Genomic DNA, 15,799 nt, shown 5'->3' with positions numbered 1-15,799 from the left:
CCCTCCCGTCTATTTCGAAGCCTGTTCCATGGCGTCTTTCACCGCCGCCATGATACCCTTGGAGGACATGGTCGCGCCGCTGACTGCGTCCACATTATAGGTCTGTGCGTCAACGATCTCCTGGGGGATCTGTTCCATGGCCGGTTCACAGATTCCGGCACTCTCGCTGTGTTCTACGACTTCCACCGATTCGATGGCCGTATCGGAAAAGGTTACTTTCACTTTGATTTCACCGTTGTTGCCCTGTCCGGTTCCGGTGTACTCACCGGCATTGTAGCCATTGGCTCCGGGTACGGTCTGAGAGGAACCGCCTCCAGCCAGAAGCTTCGTCTCCAGAACAACAAAAAATGCAATGAACAGCACGACAACCAGTGTCGCCACACCACGGTATTTATTTTCTGTTTCCATAATTATTCCTCCGTTTTCTTCTTAGGCGCCACACCGTAGATATGGGGCTTGATGAACAGCTCAATGAAGTACGACAGGATATTCACTGTCAGGATCGCAAAGCATACACCCTCAGGATAGGTCGGGCTGAAGATCCGGATCAGCGCCGTCAGAAGTCCGGCGATGATTCCAAACAGGACCTTTGCACGGGAAGAGCTCAGGGTATAGTCGGTCAGCATATAGCAGCCGCCCAGGATCAGTCCGCCTCCGAAGAGAGACACCAGAGGATTCATACCGGCGATAGATGTAACCGCCACGGTCACTGCCAGGTAAACCACGGTGATGATCCAGTCCAGATCCTTTCGGACTGCCAGGAAGACAAAGCCCAGTAACAGAAGCAGGGCACTCGTCTCACCTAACGCACCGGGAATCCGTCCCAGAAACATATCAAAAACAGAATAAGTAACCGCCTCTCCGTGTTTGGCCATGGTAAGCACCGTTGCCGAGGAAACCGCATCCGGGCCGGGAGCCACATAGCTCATGAGCTTGGAGGGATACACCACCATGACAAACAGACGGCCCATCAGAGCCGGATTGGCAAAATTGCTTCCGATCCCTCCGAAGCACTGCTTTACAACGATGATTGCAAAGGCAGAGGCCAGGATCGCCACCCATACCGGAGTATTGGATGATAAATTGAATGCCAGGAGCATACCGGTGACTACCGCACTGTAATCCATACGGACCGGCAGATGGTTAAGCTTCTCCCAGAGTGCTTCGCATGCCACACAGGTTGCCACACAGGCGAGTGTCAGGAAAAAGGCTCCGACACCGAAGAAGTATACGGCTCCGATGAATGCCGGAACCAGCGCCAGGCAGACATCTTTCATGATCCGTTCCGTGGTTTTCGGGGTCCGGATATGCGGATTCAGATATGTTTTTTCCATCATTTCTTCCCCCTTTCCCGAATCATGGCACGCACATCATTTCGCGCTTTTACGGTATTCTGGCAGAGATTGCGCTTTGCCGGACATACATAGGAGCAGCAGCCACAGCCGATGCATTCCGTTGCATACAGCTTTTCGCACCGTTCTGTATCTCCGTTCCGGACTGCGAAATCGATCTTCCAGGGCGTCAGTCCTGCCGGGCAGGCCTTAATACAGGAACCGCAGCGGATACAGGGCGTTTCCTCCACTCCGTCATTTTTCAGAAGTAAAAGACCGCCGCTCACCTTGGTCACAGACTGGGGCAGCTCCTTGCATTTGATCTGATGGCCGATACAGCCGCCGGTCATGGGGCCGCCCAGGATCACCTTATTGTCAAGCTCCGACGGGCCGCCGCATTTCTGAAGCAGCTCTCTGAGCGGTGTTCCAAGCGGAACCAGGAAGTTTCCGGGTTTTTTCACCAGGCCGGTCACGGTGATGCAGCGGGTAATACTGGGTTCTTTTCCGAACACGGCATCCCCCATGGCCTTTGCCGTCTGAACATTGGAAACGATCACGCCTGCGTCCGCCGGAAGCCCTCCGGCAACCAGTTCTTTTCCTGTGGCTGCCTCAATGAGCTGGCGCTCGCCGCCCTGCGGATATTTTGTCGGAAATACCAGAACCTCGATGGGAACCTGTTTGTCACCGATCAGCTTCTTTAAATGCTCCGCACAGTCTTTCTTATTATCCTCCGTACAGATCAGCGCTTTCTTCGCGCCGCCCGCCTTTACCAGTGCATGGACACCGTTTAAGATCTCCATGCCATGCTCCAGCATCATGCGGTAATCGCACGTTAAATAGCTTTCGCACTCGCAGGCATTTACCAGGATATATTCAATGGGCTTATCAGTCTTATACTTCACATGAGCGGGAAAGCCGGCTCCGCCCATACCGGTGATCCCGGCGTCTTCCATGATTCCGATGAGATCCTCTTTGGAATACGCATCCAGAGACATCCATTCCTTTTTATAAGGAAGCTCCGGAACAGCCGGCTGCTTTTCGTCCGGCTTGATGATCAGGACCGGTACCTCCATGGGACCCTTCTGCTCTGTGCGGATCCCGGTTACAGTACCGCTTACACTGGCATGAAGCTTCACTGCTGTGAAATTCTTCGGCTGCCCCACAAGCTGGCCCCGCTCCACATGATCTCCCACCGCCACAAGCGGCTCACAGAGACTGGCACCGGACTGGGACATCGAAAGCTCGATGACCTCCGGAATAAAGGAAACAATCGGCTTACTCTTACTGAGTGCCTTATCTGAGCCGTCCGTGGGATGGACGCCGCCCGGAAACTTTTGTTCCTTGCTTCTCATTCTTTCCTCCTTGCCTATAAACTCTCCGTTTTCCTGTCCGGAAAAATATGCTATACTGATCTCAGACTGCATATAGGAGGTTTATATGATAAATAATCGGATTACCCTTCGCCGGCTGATCCTGCTTTCTGCACTGATGCTGGTCTGCACCTGCATTTTCAGTGCCTGCGGCCGGAACCGGCAAAGCTCTGTATCAAAAACGACATTTTTATTAAATACTCAGGTCACCGTCACCCTTTACGGGACCGATGACGAGTCCATCATCGAGGACTGTTTTTCGTTATGTAAATCTTATGAGGATCTGTTCAGCCGTACCGAGGAAGGCAGCGAACTGTATCGGATCAATCACAGGGAAACGGACGAACTGTCGGACGACACGTTATCGCTGATCCGTACCGGTCTTTCCTACAGTGAACGCTCCGGCGGCGCCTTTGACTTAACCATCGGCTCCTGCTCCTCCCTCTGGGATTTTACCTCGGAAACGCCTATGGTCCCCGATCCGTCCGCTCTTGCAGAGGCCTTGACCCATGTAGGATTTCAGAAGGTTTCCCTTGACGGAAACCGGATCTCCTTTTCCGATAACGGAACGATCCTGGATCTCGGTGCCATTGCCAAGGGCTATATTGCCGACCGCCTGAAGGACTTTTTGCTGGAACAGGGCGTTACAAGCGCCACCATCAGTCTCGGTGGAAATATCCTCTGTGTCGGTGCAAAGCCGGACGGCTCTGCCTTTAAGATCGGGATCCAGAAGCCCTTTGATGAACAGGGGCAGCCGCTCCTGATCGCAGAAGTAAACGACTGGTCCGTCGTCACCTCCGGTGTCTATGAGCGGTGCTTTGAACAGGACGGCGTGTTTTATCACCATATCCTGGATCCGTCCACCGGCTATCCCTGCGATAACGGGCTTCTCTCTGTGACGATCCTGAGTCCGGCCTCCGTGGACGGAGATGCCTTAAGCACCACCTGCTTTTCGCTGGGCCTCGACCGGGGCATGGCGCTGATCGACAGTCTAGAAAACACCTATGCCGTGTTCATCACCGACGATTATGAAATTCATTATTCTGCCGGTCTTACTGATGCCATTTCCATCACAGAAGCAGCTGCCCAATGACCTTATCCTCAAAAATCCCTTTTCGGGATTTCCCTGCGCTTCTTACACGATTGCCTTCATCGGGCACTTCTCCGCACAGGTTCCGCAGCCCGTACACTTCGTTTCGTCGATCCGTGCTACGCCGCTCTCCAGAGAGATGGCTCCTGCCAGACAGTTCTTCGCACAGACACCGCAGCCGATACATGCATAACGGCAGACCTCTTTTGCTGCCTTTCCTTTATCCAGGTTTGAGCAGGCCACCATATGACCTGCCAGCTTGGGAACCATGGCAATAACATGGCGGGGACACTTCTCGGCACACTGTCCGCAGCCCACACACTTCTCATCATCCACAGTCGCCAGACTGTCTTCCACATGGATCGCACCAAACTTACATGCCTTCTCGCAGAGACCGCAGCCGATGCAGCCGTACTTACAGATCTTCCGCCCCTTTTCATTCAGGGTCGCATGGACCAGATCGCCCTTGCACTGTACAAAGGCCTTCCGCTGTTCTGCTGCTTTGACCTCGACACCAAGCACTTTTCCGATGGCTTCTGCCGCTGCAGCACCGCCTACGGGACAGGCATTGGGCTTCGCCTCACCGGTGAAGATCGCATGCGCCAGTGCATCGCACCCGGCATATCCGCAGCCGCCGCAGTTATTTCCAGGCAGGCACTTTCGAATATTCTGTTCTTTTTCATCTACCGTGACGGCGAAGAATTTTCCGGCAATGCCAAGAAGAACGCCGATCACCAGTCCTGTGATCCCGACCACCAGAGTGGCCGCTATGATTCCACTCATATCCATATCTTCTTTCCTCCTTTAGAATTTCAGATCGCTGAAGCCCATAAAGGCGATGGACATGAGCGCTGCCGTGATCAGAACAATGGGTGCACCCTGCAGGTTCTCCGGAATATCATTGTCGGCAATTCTTTCACGGATTCCGGCAAGAATGATAATGGAGATGGTATAGCCGAGAGCTGTACCAAAGCCGCATACGACACTCTGTGCCATGTTGTACTTGTTCAGTACGTTTTTCAGTGCCACACCAAGCACCGCACAGTTGGTTGTGATCAGCGGAAGATAAACGCCCAGCGCCCGGTAAAGGGCCGGGATAAATTTTTTCAGGAACATTTCCACTACCTGAACCAGCGCTGCGATTACTAGGATAAAGACAATGGTCTGAAGATATTCCAGATGGAACCGCACCAGGATCTGATAGTATAACAGGTTTGCCACCGCCGAGGCAATGGTGATAACAAAGCATACGGCGCTTCCCATTCCGGCTGCCGTTCTTGTATTGGTAGATACACCAAGGAACGAACATAAGCCCAGGAACTGGCTCAGCACCACGTTATTGAGGAGCGCAGCCGAGATCGCAATAAAAATCAGTTCTTTGATCATGCCTTCTCCTCCTTTCCGTTTTCAGAGATACAGCCGTGGCATGCCATGCAGTTTCCGTTGCAGCCGGCCTTGGGCTTTCCTCGTTTATTGGTTGCCGATTTCAGTCCCAGCTTATTCTGGATGGCCGCCAGAGCCGCCACGACCAGGAATGCTCCGGGAGACTGTACCAGGATCCCGATGGGAGCAAACGTTGCGTTCGGACGGAGAATATTCACACCGAACATGGTTCCTGCACCGATCAGCTCTCTGCAGATACCGATCATTCCGAGTGCCACAGTAAAACCGAGCCCCATACCGATGCCGTCACACATGGACAGGAAAATCCCGTTCTTGGACGCAAAGGATTCCGCCCGTCCTAAAATGATACAGTTTACAACGATCAGAGGTATGTAAACACCGAGGGAATCATACAAGGTAGGCACATAGGCCTCCAGTAAAAATTCCACTACGGTTACAAACGTCGCAACCACTACGATATAGGCCGGCATACGTACACCGTCCGGAATGATTTTCCGAAGCGCCGAGATCATCATATTGGAAAGGATCAGAACCGCTGCGGTGGAAAGTCCCATGCCGATACCGTCAATGGCGGTCTTCGTAACTGCCAGGGTCGGACACATGCCAAGCGCCAGCACAAAGATGGGATTCTCTGTCACAATTCCCTTAAAAATCTGTTTTGAACCATCTTTCATTTTCATGTTTCTCACTCTCCTTTCGCACAGTATGCCGCGAATGCCATACCGCCGTTGGCCGCATTGACCACTGCGTTGGAAGTGATCGTTGCACCGGAGATCTGGTCAATATTATCATTTAATACAAATTCATCCGTTTTTGTCTGAAACTGATCCTTGAACTCCGGCTCATCTGCCAGGGCTCCCAGTTTTGCGGTCTCACTGCTGGTAAGGATATCAATTCCCATGGTCGTACCGTCTACAGCTTCGCCATATGCCATCGTGATCTCCCCCTGGGAGCCTGCGAAGTCGAGGGTCATTACATAGCCTAAAAATGTTCCGGAACCATCCACAGCCTTTAAGCACTCCGTCACAGTTACACCGGAGATCCCTGCCGCCTCCAGAATAGACTCGGAATCCTCCACATAGCCGTTGATGGCATCATCCTCCTCAAAGGACTGTGCCTCTGAAAACACGCTCTGATAGGCCTCTTTCTTTTCCCGCGCCTGGCGTTCCGCGATGGGTCCCTTCGTGATCTGGTAAGCCACACCGAGAAGCAGACCGGAGAGCAGTGTGATCACAAAAAGGATCAGCGCATTTTTCACGATTGTTTTTACACTCATCTCTACGCCTCCTTTTCTTCTACCGGCTGCACTTTCGGTGCAAAGAACTTATCGATCAGAGGTACCAGAAGATTACAGAAGATCACCGCATAGGAAACGCCCTCGGTATTGGTCCCGAGAAGCCGGTAAATACCGGTCACAACGCCCAGCAGCACGCCGTAGATCACCTTTCCGGCAATTCCGACCGGACTTGTTACACGGTCTGTTGCAAAGAAGAACGCGGCAAACAGAAGTCCGCCGCCCAGGAGCTGGCTGAGCAGATAATGAGGAGAGGTATTCCCCCCGAACAGACAGACAACTGCCGTGAACACAGCCAGATAAACCACAGGCGTGATCACCGAAATCTTTCTGGCCACAATAAGGAACAGTGCGCCGATCAGCAGCGCCAGAACAGACGCCTCACCGATACAGCCTGCCTTTGGATTATAAAGAAACATCTGCCACAGATCGGTCGTACCGCCGCTTCTCATGACGGACAGCGGCGTAGCCATGGACATTCCATCCACCACATATGTCGTCATCACATCTTTGAAACTGATCAGCAGGAAACAGCGTGAAACCAGAACCGGGTTGATAATGTGGGCGCCATAGCCGCCGAAGCAGTGCACCACAATCACCGTGGCGAAAATCCCGCCAAGGATCGGAACATACAAAGGAACCTCTGCCGGCAGACAAAGACCCAGCAGAAGTCCGGTCAGCAGCGCCGTTCCGTCCATGGTCGTAATTGAACGCTTCATGAGCCGTTCAAAAAAATATTCCGAAGCCACGGAAGCAATAATGGACGCCAGCAGTACACGGATCGCGCGGAAGCCGAACGCATAGCACCCGACGATCACAACAGGCAGCAGCGCAACACAGTAGTTTGCTGTAATAGCCCGCAGGCTTTCGGGGGTTCTGTAACGGGATTCCACAGCCGGTTTAAAAAAAGCCTTCACCGTTTAACACCTCTTTCTTTTGAATTTTCTGCATACGAATTGCTGTATACATTATACTTATTCCCATTATAGCATCGGGGGATTTTTTTTCAATAATTGTTACTAAATGAACAATATAAGTTTTTTTTTAACAATATCTAAAATTTTTATGAATTGGGTAGCTTTTTCGTTAAAATATAAACACAAGGACTGTCCCTGCTCATTCCGCAGACGGAATGTTTCCGCGCCAAAATAAAAGAAACTGTCCCCGCCTCCTCCACCCACACCGAAATATGTAATATTTTTGATGATCGCAACACAAAGCCAGAAACTGCTTTCCATCATGTGTTATCCCCGCCACATGACAGAAGCTGTTCCTGGCTTTTTATTTCGACTTATCTTTTCTTGATATTGTTACTGCTTCTCTTATGCCCGTTTCTTCTTTATTACAACAAAGGCTGCTGCCCCGGCACTTACCAGCAGTAAAAACAGCCACAGAGCCGGTACTGCATGATCGCTGGTATCCGGCGTTTTTCCGCCTGTCGCGGGCTGTGCCGCTGCCGGCTTTGTTCCTGTTCCGGGTTTTTCAGGATTGGTTCCACCGCCGGGAAGCTTTGCGATCAGAGTCGCTTCTTTCTTGATTTCCTTGACTGCCTGCGCATCTGCAAAATACTTTCCGCAGTCTCCGCAGTACCAGTATTCAATGTTGCCTTCCGTATCCTTGGTGGCTGCATTGGCATTGACATGCTTCAGCATACCGTGATTTGCGCTGTTCAGTTCTCCGTACTCTGCGCCGCAGATCTCGCACACGGCTTTCTTTGTGCAGGTCGCCGTTCCACCCTTATGGATGCACTTATAACCACACTCGCTGCATACACCGTCTTGCCACTCATGATCTTCTTCTGCGACTGCAGCCGCACCACAACAATTATATTTCTTCTCATGCTTGGTCTCGGTCGTTGTCCACACAGCTTCACCGGTATGGTTTGCTGCATCCAAATCTCCATAGGCAGTTCCGCATACACCACATTCTGCCTGTTTCGTGCAGGTTGCCGTTCCGCCGGAGTGGCTGTCACATTCTACGGTTCCGCCATCCGCTGCAAAAGTGCCTGCAACGGTGACCGTTCCATGGTTTACAAAGGTAGTTCCGCTTCCCACCTTTAAGGAAGTTCCCTCCGGGATCAGAAGCTCCATATCAGAAGCTACCTCTGCATCACCCGGAAGCAGGGCATCTCCGATCACCTTACCGGATTTTCCGTTGAACAGCACGCTGTTCGCAATGCTGTCAGAGCCTTCGGTGAATGCCTCCTTTCCGATTTTTTCTCATTCTGTCAATAAGCTCACGTGAAACATACAAAAAAGCGTACAAATTGCACAAAAATACTCCCACGGCTCCACCCATGTCCGGCACAGGCAACTTTGATATGTGCCAGTGACGGATATGGGTGGAACCGCGGGAGCTTTTATTTGAATTTATTGCTGTCCGAGCACCTCCAGTGCTTTCTCCAGCTGACTGTCGGTCTCGCCGCTTTCGGCCTCTACCTCCACATCGGGCGTGATGCCGATGCCATGGATGCAGGTTCCGTTGGGTGTGTAGTAATTGGCAGAGGTGATCTTCATGGCAGTGCCATCCGTAAACGGAATGATGTTCTGGACGATTCCCTTTCCGAAGGTTGTGGTGCCGATGATGGTCGCCAGCCCGTCATCCTTCAGTGCGCCGGTAACGACCTCGGAGGCACTGGCGGAATTGCCGTTTACCAGGACTGCCATAGGGCCTTCGTACGCCACATCGGAATTGGCGCTGCTGACTACTTCTCTGTCATTTTTATCTCTGGTGGAAACGATGGTTCCCCCGGAGATAAAGTCATCGGCGATCTTCACTGCCTGATCCAATAATCCCCCGGGATTGTTCCTAAGATCCAGGATCAGGGACGTCATGCCTTGGCTCTTGAGGTCGGCAAGGGCTTCTGAAAACTGATCATAAGTCACGCTGTCAAACTCGGTTATCTGGATATAGCCGGTCTGGTTTTCCAGCAGCTTCCATTCCACCGTATCCATTTGAACAGAACGGCGCTCCACCTCCATGGTGATATAATCCTTAATGGAGGGACGGTATACCTCGATCTCCACCGTAGTTCCTTCTTTGCCGCGGATCTTGGAAACGATATTGTCGGAGTTCGTTTCTCCGGTAATATCGGTGCCGTCCACCTTGGAAAGCACATCATCTGCTGCCATGCCGGCTTCTTCTGCGCCGGAGCCCCGGAACACCCGGAGTACCGTACAAAGTCCGGTCGCAGGATCCTGGCTGAACTGGATTCCGATTCCCACATAGGCACCGCTGGTGGATTCCATCAGCTTCTTGTATTCCTCTGCCGTATAATAAACCGTATAGGGATCTCCCAGACTGGAAACATACCCCTTATAAATCCCGTCCTTCATGGCCTCTTCATCCATGTCATATAAAAACGTCTGGTTGAGCTGTCCCTGTAAAATATTCAGCTTGCTTTCGATTTCCTGATAGTCAAGCCCGGCATTTTCTTCCGTCTGGCCGTTGGACCCTGTCCTTGATGCCGACAGAAATGTCGTGATTCCCCAGATGGAAACGGCGGCAATCACAAGACTCACAACAACGCCTGCCAGCACACCTTTCCAGAAATGATTCCCCTGCTGTTCCATGAATCCTCCTTTTCATGGTCTCCTGTTATCCAGGAGGCCCGGTTCTTTTTCTCTTCTGTCCCGGCCTTTTATGGCGGTGATACATAATTCAACGGGTTCTGTGAATATTTGGAGCTGCTGAATCCGCCGACCCGCACTTCGAAATGAAGATGGGCTCCGGTGGACCATCCCGTACTTCCCACAAGACCGATGGTCTGTCCGCGGCTCACGCTCTGTCCCTCCGAAACAAGCAGCTTCTTACAGTGCATGTATACTGTATAAGTACTGTTTCCATGATAAAGAATTATCCAGTTGCCTGCCGAAGTACTGGTTCTGGCAATGACAACCGTTCCCGATTCCGCTGCCACAATATCTGCTCCCGCCAGCGCACCGGACGGTTTTGCAATGTCAATTCCGTGATGATTGCTGAGTGTTCCGTTTGCTTCTCCGGTCAGCGGATCATCCCGGCCGCCGTAACCGGATGAAATCCGGGAACAGGACGGAACCGGCCATAAAAAGCTTCCCGATGTGGCTGCCTGGGTGGGCTTCACAGTCGGCGCGGCAGTTGTCGCCTTTGCTGTGGTGGCTGCCGCCGTTTCCTTTGTTGGCGCTCCGGTGGCTTTTTCCGTGACCTTTTCCGTCGGTCCTGCCGTCTCAGACGTTGTCTCCGCAGAAGCCGCTGTCATGGCTTCCCCGGAGCTTTCTGCTGCCCGTCTGGCTTCCTCGGCCTCCTTCTTTCGAATGGCCTCCTCCATATTCTGGAACTCTTCCAGCTCCTCTTTTAATGCCTCATCGTAATCCGCAAGCAGATCCGAATGATCGGCAATCTGGAGATTCAACGATGAAAGCTCTTCATTTTTGGCTTCCTGAAGGCTCGCCAGCGACTCCCGCTTGGCCTCTGCCCGGGCACTCATGGTTTCCAGATCGGCCTGTGCGGTCTGAAGCTGCTCCGACTTTTCGGCGATCAGGTCCTTTGTCTCCTGATACGCAGTCAGCATAGTTCTATCATATTCGGATATTTTGGAAATATACTCTGCCTGAGAAAGAAACTCGCTGAGGGAAGCGGAATCAAACATCATTTCCAGAAAATAGGTATCACCTTTTTCGTACATATACTTGATCCGCAGCTTCATGTCCTTATACTGGCCTGCTTCCGTTTCCCTGGCTGCCTTCAGCTCCGTTTCGGTCCGGGCGATGGCTTCTTCGGTATCTGCCATCTGCGCTTCCAGACTGCTGACACTGTCCTCCACCGAAGACAATTCTTCATTTAATGCCGTCAGATATTCTGCCGCATCGTTTTTTTTCTGTTCCAGCTCCGACAGCTTATCTGCCACCCGGTCCTTTTCCTCCTGAATGGCATCGATCTTATCCTGCTGATCCGCAAGCTCACCTGATGCCCGCACCATCGGCACCATGCCAAACACCAGTGCCGCGATCAGTCCCGCAGAGATCACCCGGCTGCGAAAGCTCTGGGACTTCCATCTGCAGGAATGCTTCGGTTCTGAGTTCTGTGGCTTCCGGCTGTTTTTTATTCTGACTCTCCGTTCTTCTGTCATGCTCCGGCCGTCCTTCCTATGCCCGCAGATGCTTCCTGATGGAAAATGCACTGCCGAACAGCCCAATTCCAAGCCCCAGTCCCAGAGCAACCGGAATCAGAACCTGGAAAACCGTTCCCACCGGAAGAAGGGTTAAAAGTCTGGACAGGATACTGAGCCTGCTTATGCAGAACCGCACGGCATAGCCGTAAGCATAATACACGATCAGCAGGGGAATTCCGGCTCCGATAAGACCGATGATGATACCCTCTACCACAAACGGTGCACGGATCAGAAAGTTGGTGGCGCCGATCATTCGCATGATCTTGATCTCATCCTTTCTTGCATTGATGGTGATGGCGATGGTATTGCTGATCAGGAATACCGCCACACCAAGAAGGATCAGAATAATGCCCATGGACACATAGCCCACCACATTGTTGATGCTGGCAAGGCCTGTGGCCGCCATCTCGGAATAATTCACCTTTCTGACACCGGTAATGGATTTTAGATAATCCACAAACTCCTTCTGGTTTCCGATATCTTTTAAATAAATCTCATAGGATGCGGAATTGGCCAGCGGATTGTCCTGGGCGAAGCCCTCTGCCAGCTCCGGCATATCTGCAAAATACTCCTGCTTATAGTTTTCCCATGCCTCCTCGGCCGAGATGTAATTCATACCGGCCACTTCCTGTCTGGCAGCGATCACATCTCCGATGGATTTAATTTCCTCTTCTGACAGTCCTTCATCAAAAAACACCGTGACGCCGACTGTATTCTCCATGGATTTTACCATATACTGAACGTTGACCACGATGGAATAAAACACGCAGAACAGGAAGATACAGGCTGCCATGGTGCCGATCGAGGCCAGGGTAAACAGCTTGTGCTTCCGGATACTGCCGAACCCCTGTCTGATGCAATACCAAAGTGTGCTAATCCTCATTGCCGTACCCGCTTTCCTTTCTGTCTGTCACGATCACCCCATGCTTCATGGTGATGACCCGCTTCTTCATCCTGTCCACGATCTCCTTACTGTGGGTCACAACGACTACGGTGGTTCCCATCTCATTGATCTCTTCCAAGAGCTTCATGATCTGCCAGGCGTTCCCCGGATCCATATTTCCGGTTGGCTCGTCTGCCAGAAGGATCTCCGGCCGGTTCACCAGGGCACGGGCAATCGCCACCCGCTGCTGTTCTCCGCCGGAAAGCTGGCTGGGCAGCGACTTATACTTGGAGGACAGTCCCACCATGGACAATACCTCCGGCACCCGCTTCTTGATCTCTCTTGTGGGAGTCACGACCACCCGCTGGGCAAATGCCACGTTTTCATAAACATTGCGGTCCTTTAAGAGGCGGAAATCCTGAAAAACAACGCCCAGGCGCCGTCTGTACCTGGGTATCATCTTCCGCTTCATCGATGTCAGTTCCGTGTCTCCGACGCGGATCGAGCCGGAGCTGGCCTCAATTTCTTTCAAAAGAAGGCGGATCAGTGTCGTTTTCCCTGATCCGCTGTTTCCGACGATAAAAACAAACTCACCCCGGTCAATCTTCAGGCTGATATCGCGGACCGCCTTTGTTTCGCGGTCCGTCGCTTTATCGTATGTCTTGTTCACATGTTCAAATTCAATCATAAAAAGCCTCAATTCCGGTAAACCTTTTGTGAACAGAAATTTCCTGTTCCACAGGGAAACACTCCAATGCGGCCTTCCGGCCGGTCAGAAATTTTCCTTAATTATCCAGTGTCTCGATATAGTTCATGTACTTGACAACCATCAGGGCGATCTTGAAGGTAATCGCATCCTCAAATACACGAAGATCCAGTCCGGTGCTCTTCTGCAGCTTATCCAGACGGTACACCAGCGTATTCCGGTGGATATAAAGCTGTCTGGATGTCTCCGATACGTTCAGGTTATTCTCAAAAAACTTATTGATGGTAACAAGCGTCTCCTCGTCCAGATCATCCGGCGATTTTCCGTCAAAAATCTCTTTGATGAACATCCGGCACAGTGAAACCGGAAGCTGATAGATCAGACGGCCGATGCCCAGGTTGTTGTATGCCACAATGTTCTTCTCGCTGAAGAAGATCTTTCCCACATCAAGAGCCATCTTCGCTTCCTTATAAGAACGGGATACCTCCTTGACCTCGCCCACAATGGTTCCGTAAGCGATATGGACGTTGGACATGGCCTCGGTGCTGAGCATATCGAGGATCATCTTCGCTACTTTTTCCATATCCTCGTAGCCCTCATTGGCCTTTAATTCTTTCACAAGAATGATGTTCTTCTCATCTACTGCCGTGATAAAATCCTTTGCCTTGGTGGAGAACATGCTCTTCACCGTCTCCAGCGCCGCCGTATCATTTTCGGTCTGAGTCTCGATGACAAAAACCACGCGCCGCACATTGATATCGATATGGAGCTTCTTGGCGCGGTTGTAAATATCCACCAGAAGCAGATTATCCAATAACAGGTTCTTGATAAAGTTATCCTTATCGAAGCGCTCCTTGTAGGCCACCAGCAGGTTCTGGATCTGGAACACCACCACCTTGCCTGCCATATAGGCATCATCCCCGGCTCCTCTTGCCAGAAGAACATACTCCAGCTGATGCTCATCAAACACCTTGAAGAACTGGTAGCCCTGGATCACCTGGCTGTCCGCCGGGCTCTCCACAAAGGCCAGAACGGAAAACTCATATTCCTCCGCATCAGGGAAGGTGGTGGCCAGTACCTTTCCCTCGGTATCACAGATACACAGCTCGATCCGCATAATTCCCTTCAGGCCATCAATTGTATTTTGCAAAATCTGATTTGAAATCATAATATCACCCCAATATTTTTTCGTTTTTCATGTACGAAATCACTAAAATCAGTTCTGTTTCGGTACACCCTCATTTATTTTAATGCAAAATGCGAAAAAAAAAAAGAGTTTTTTGGAGGTTTTTTGTATTGATTTCTGTCCAATTATGATACAAAGCCAAAAACAAGCACGAAACAAGCCGGTCATCTTCCCCCTTTCCGGTTATTTTCGGTCAAAAAAAGGGGGCTGCATCAGCAGTTCCCCCTCTGTTCGTTCTTGTTTTGTGGAAATTACCCAATGGAATTCCCCGTCTCCCGGTCAAAGAAATAAAAACGGGAATCCGGCGCCGGGATATTCTTCAACTCTTCGCCATCCTCCGGCTCTTCTGCCATATATCCCATGAACACCCGGCTTCCGATCGTTCCGGCCTGCTCCAGCCGTTCGATCCATTCCGGCGGTACATCGACACTGAACTCCTCGCCGATGGCTTCCACCGCTGTCTTTCCCTGATGAATCTCCACCTCGCTTACCATAAACCGGTCTCCGTTCATGTACTGTGCCACAAACCGGTTTTTCGGTTTCTTCAGAAGCTCCTCCACCGGCCCCTGCTGCTCGATCCGTCCACGGCGCATCACCACGGTCCGCGCCCCCAGCTTTACGGCTTCTTCAGCGCTTTCTGTCACATATAGCAATGTCGTTCCGGTTTCCTTATGAAGACTCTTCAGCCGCTCCCTTGCCATCTTTCTGGACGCTGTATCCAGGCTTCCCAGCGGATCCAGAAGAAGAAACGCCTCCGGTTTATGAACGCTGGCTCTCGCCATGGCAACATACTGCTTCTGAAGCGGATTTAATTCCCGCGGATAACAGGACAACAGCTGATCGACCTTATAGAGCTTTGCCGTTTCTTCCACCGCCCGGCGGATTTCCTCCTCCGGTGCCCCGTGAAGCTTCAGGGCAAACCCGATATTATCATAAACTGTCATTCCGGGATACAGGGTATAATGCTGGAAAATCATTCCCATATTCCGTTTTTTCGGATTTCCGTTTTCCACCAGTTCTCCGTTGATCCGAAGCTCTCCACTGCTTAACGGCTCCATGCCTGCGATCATACGAAGCACTGTCACCTTTCCGGAACCGGACGGTCCTGTCAGCACCAGAAATTCTCCATGGCTGATCTCCAGATCCAAATCCTTGATCGCCTCTTTCCCATTTGGGAATGTTTTTCTCACCTTCCGGAACGAAATTTCTGCCATCGTCAGCCTCCTTTTCTTCTGCTGGCGTCAGCCTCACCATTCTGCTCACAGGGAATCAGCCGACAAATCCATCATAGCTTATTGCGGCCTAAAAAACTATAAACGAATTAAACAAAAAGCTTTTTTGCCCTTTGGCAACTTTGTATACCGGCCTGTGGAACTGTTGGAGGAG

General features: G+C 51.5%; 17 protein-coding genes. 1 reads left to right on the top strand and 16 read right to left on the bottom strand.

The features are described 5' to 3' along the window. Window positions 1-9 precede the first annotated feature (9 nt). Genes ACTQ3K_RS04850 through rsxC form a run of 3 tightly spaced genes read right to left on the bottom strand, consistent with a single transcriptional unit; the run spans window position 10 to window position 2,683 of the window. A complete protein-coding gene (locus ACTQ3K_RS04850) occupies window positions 10-408 on the bottom strand; it encodes an FMN-binding protein (RefSeq protein WP_441566118.1) in 399 nt (132 codons plus the stop codon). A gap of 2 nt (window positions 409-410) precedes the next feature. Beyond that, window positions 411-1,337: an RnfABCDGE type electron transport complex subunit D gene (locus ACTQ3K_RS04845; RefSeq protein ID WP_441566117.1), complete on the bottom strand. Its 927-nt coding sequence runs from the start codon at window positions 1,335-1,337 to the stop codon at window positions 411-413. Further along, window positions 1,334-2,683 (bottom strand): electron transport complex subunit RsxC, encoded by a 1,350-nt coding sequence (gene rsxC / locus ACTQ3K_RS04840; RefSeq protein ID WP_441566116.1) that lies wholly within the window; start codon window positions 2,681-2,683, stop codon window positions 1,334-1,336. The genes ACTQ3K_RS04845 and rsxC overlap by 4 nt, the downstream gene beginning before the upstream one ends. A gap of 85 nt (window positions 2,684-2,768) precedes the next feature. Here rsxC and ACTQ3K_RS04835 point away from each other — a divergent pair, with 85 nt between their 5' ends. Further along, window positions 2,769-3,794: an FAD:protein FMN transferase gene (locus ACTQ3K_RS04835; protein WP_441566115.1), complete on the top strand. Its 1,026-nt coding sequence runs from the start codon at window positions 2,769-2,771 to the stop codon at window positions 3,792-3,794. Between the two features lie 42 nt (window positions 3,795-3,836). On the opposite strand, the gene ACTQ3K_RS04830 is transcribed toward ACTQ3K_RS04835, so the two are convergent. The 13 genes from ACTQ3K_RS04830 to ACTQ3K_RS04770 all read right to left on the bottom strand — a co-directional run bounded on the left by ACTQ3K_RS04830 (window position 3,837) and on the right by ACTQ3K_RS04770 (window position 15,627). Continuing rightward, window positions 3,837-4,580, bottom strand: a complete 744-nt coding sequence (locus ACTQ3K_RS04830) for an RnfABCDGE type electron transport complex subunit B (protein ID WP_441566114.1) — start codon at window positions 4,578-4,580, stop codon at window positions 3,837-3,839. 15 nt (window positions 4,581-4,595) lie between these two features. After that, complete coding sequence (locus tag ACTQ3K_RS04825) at window positions 4,596-5,174, bottom strand: electron transport complex protein RnfA (RefSeq protein WP_441566272.1); 579 nt, start codon at window positions 5,172-5,174, stop codon at window positions 4,596-4,598. Then, window positions 5,174-5,869: an electron transport complex subunit RsxE gene (gene rsxE / locus ACTQ3K_RS04820; RefSeq protein WP_441566271.1), complete on the bottom strand. Its 696-nt coding sequence runs from the start codon at window positions 5,867-5,869 to the stop codon at window positions 5,174-5,176. The genes ACTQ3K_RS04825 and rsxE overlap by 1 nt, the downstream gene beginning before the upstream one ends. 11 nt (window positions 5,870-5,880) lie before the next feature. Further along, on the bottom strand, window positions 5,881-6,471 hold the full coding sequence (locus tag ACTQ3K_RS04815; protein WP_441566113.1) for an FMN-binding protein: 591 nt from the start codon (window positions 6,469-6,471) through the stop codon (window positions 5,881-5,883). 2 nt (window positions 6,472-6,473) lie between these two features. Further along, window positions 6,474-7,406, bottom strand: a complete 933-nt coding sequence (locus ACTQ3K_RS04810; RefSeq protein WP_441566112.1) for an RnfABCDGE type electron transport complex subunit D — start codon at window positions 7,404-7,406, stop codon at window positions 6,474-6,476. Between the two features lie 102 nt (window positions 7,407-7,508). After that, a complete protein-coding gene (locus ACTQ3K_RS04805; RefSeq protein WP_441566111.1) occupies window positions 7,509-7,730 on the bottom strand; it encodes a hypothetical protein in 222 nt (73 codons plus the stop codon). Window positions 7,731-7,811: 81 nt separating this feature from the next. Next, window positions 7,812-8,627, bottom strand: coding sequence for a hypothetical protein (locus ACTQ3K_RS04800; RefSeq protein WP_441566110.1), 816 nt, complete (start codon window positions 8,625-8,627; stop codon window positions 7,812-7,814). Between the two features lie 231 nt (window positions 8,628-8,858). Further along, the gene (locus ACTQ3K_RS04795) at window positions 8,859-10,061 is read right to left on the bottom strand and encodes a S41 family peptidase (protein WP_441566109.1); all 1,203 of its coding nucleotides are present in this window, start codon (window positions 10,059-10,061) and stop codon (window positions 8,859-8,861) included. 68 nt (window positions 10,062-10,129) lie between these two features. Further along, window positions 10,130-11,596 carry a murein hydrolase activator EnvC family protein gene (locus ACTQ3K_RS04790; protein WP_441566108.1) on the bottom strand — a complete coding sequence of 489 codons (1,467 nt, stop codon included), beginning with the start codon at window positions 11,594-11,596 and terminating at the stop codon, window positions 10,130-10,132. Window positions 11,597-11,612: 16 nt separating this feature from the next. After that, window positions 11,613-12,521 (bottom strand): permease-like cell division protein FtsX, encoded by a 909-nt coding sequence (gene ftsX / locus ACTQ3K_RS04785; RefSeq protein ID WP_441566107.1) that lies wholly within the window; start codon window positions 12,519-12,521, stop codon window positions 11,613-11,615. Further along, window positions 12,511-13,209, bottom strand: a complete 699-nt coding sequence (ftsE, locus tag ACTQ3K_RS04780) for a cell division ATP-binding protein FtsE (protein WP_441566106.1) — start codon at window positions 13,207-13,209, stop codon at window positions 12,511-12,513. Before ftsE ends, ftsX begins: the two co-directional genes overlap by 11 nt. Window positions 13,210-13,306: 97 nt before the next feature. Further along, the gene (locus ACTQ3K_RS04775; RefSeq protein ID WP_441566105.1) at window positions 13,307-14,395 is read right to left on the bottom strand and encodes a PucR family transcriptional regulator; all 1,089 of its coding nucleotides are present in this window, start codon (window positions 14,393-14,395) and stop codon (window positions 13,307-13,309) included. Between the two features lie 269 nt (window positions 14,396-14,664). Next, window positions 14,665-15,627 (bottom strand): ABC transporter ATP-binding protein, encoded by a 963-nt coding sequence (locus tag ACTQ3K_RS04770; RefSeq protein ID WP_441566104.1) that lies wholly within the window; start codon window positions 15,625-15,627, stop codon window positions 14,665-14,667. Between the last annotated feature and the right edge of the window lie 172 nt (window positions 15,628-15,799).

Source organism: Candidatus Paralachnospira sp. LCP21S3_A2 (assembly GCF_052118925.1).
Classification (GTDB): Bacteria; Bacillota; Clostridia; order Lachnospirales; family Lachnospiraceae; genus Lientehia.
The sequence above is the reverse complement of the archived record's forward strand: the minus strand, read 5'-3'. Positions and strand labels throughout refer to the sequence as shown.

What these genes read in the sequence shown, in the direction of transcription:
- ACTQ3K_RS04850 (WP_441566118.1), bottom strand. Translation starts at nt 408, where the DNA reads ATGGAAACAGAAAATAAATACCGTGGTGTGGCGACACTGGTTGTCGTG.
- ACTQ3K_RS04845 (WP_441566117.1), bottom strand. Translation starts at nt 1,337, where the DNA reads ATGATGGAAAAAACATATCTGAATCCGCATATCCGGACCCCGAAAACC.
- rsxC (WP_441566116.1), bottom strand. Translation starts at nt 2,683, where the DNA reads ATGAGAAGCAAGGAACAAAAGTTTCCGGGCGGCGTCCATCCCACGGAC.
- ACTQ3K_RS04835 (WP_441566115.1), top strand. Translation starts at nt 2,769, where the DNA reads ATGATAAATAATCGGATTACCCTTCGCCGGCTGATCCTGCTTTCTGCA.
- ACTQ3K_RS04830 (WP_441566114.1), bottom strand. Translation starts at nt 4,580, where the DNA reads ATGGATATGAGTGGAATCATAGCGGCCACTCTGGTGGTCGGGATCACA.
- rsxE (WP_441566271.1), bottom strand. Translation starts at nt 5,869, where the DNA reads ATGAAAGATGGTTCAAAACAGATTTTTAAGGGAATTGTGACAGAGAAT.
- ACTQ3K_RS04815 (WP_441566113.1), bottom strand. Translation starts at nt 6,471, where the DNA reads ATGAGTGTAAAAACAATCGTGAAAAATGCGCTGATCCTTTTTGTGATC.
- ACTQ3K_RS04805 (WP_441566111.1), bottom strand. Translation starts at nt 7,730, where the DNA reads ATGATGGAAAGCAGTTTCTGGCTTTGTGTTGCGATCATCAAAAATATT.
- ACTQ3K_RS04795 (WP_441566109.1), bottom strand. Translation starts at nt 10,061, where the DNA reads ATGGAACAGCAGGGGAATCATTTCTGGAAAGGTGTGCTGGCAGGCGTT.
- ACTQ3K_RS04790 (WP_441566108.1), bottom strand. Translation starts at nt 11,596, where the DNA reads ATGACAGAAGAACGGAGAGTCAGAATAAAAAACAGCCGGAAGCCACAG.
- ftsX (WP_441566107.1), bottom strand. Translation starts at nt 12,521, where the DNA reads ATGAGGATTAGCACACTTTGGTATTGCATCAGACAGGGGTTCGGCAGT.
- ftsE (WP_441566106.1), bottom strand. Translation starts at nt 13,209, where the DNA reads ATGATTGAATTTGAACATGTGAACAAGACATACGATAAAGCGACGGAC.
- ACTQ3K_RS04775 (WP_441566105.1), bottom strand. Translation starts at nt 14,395, where the DNA reads ATGATTTCAAATCAGATTTTGCAAAATACAATTGATGGCCTGAAGGGA.
- ACTQ3K_RS04770 (WP_441566104.1), bottom strand. Translation starts at nt 15,627, where the DNA reads ATGGCAGAAATTTCGTTCCGGAAGGTGAGAAAAACATTCCCAAATGGG.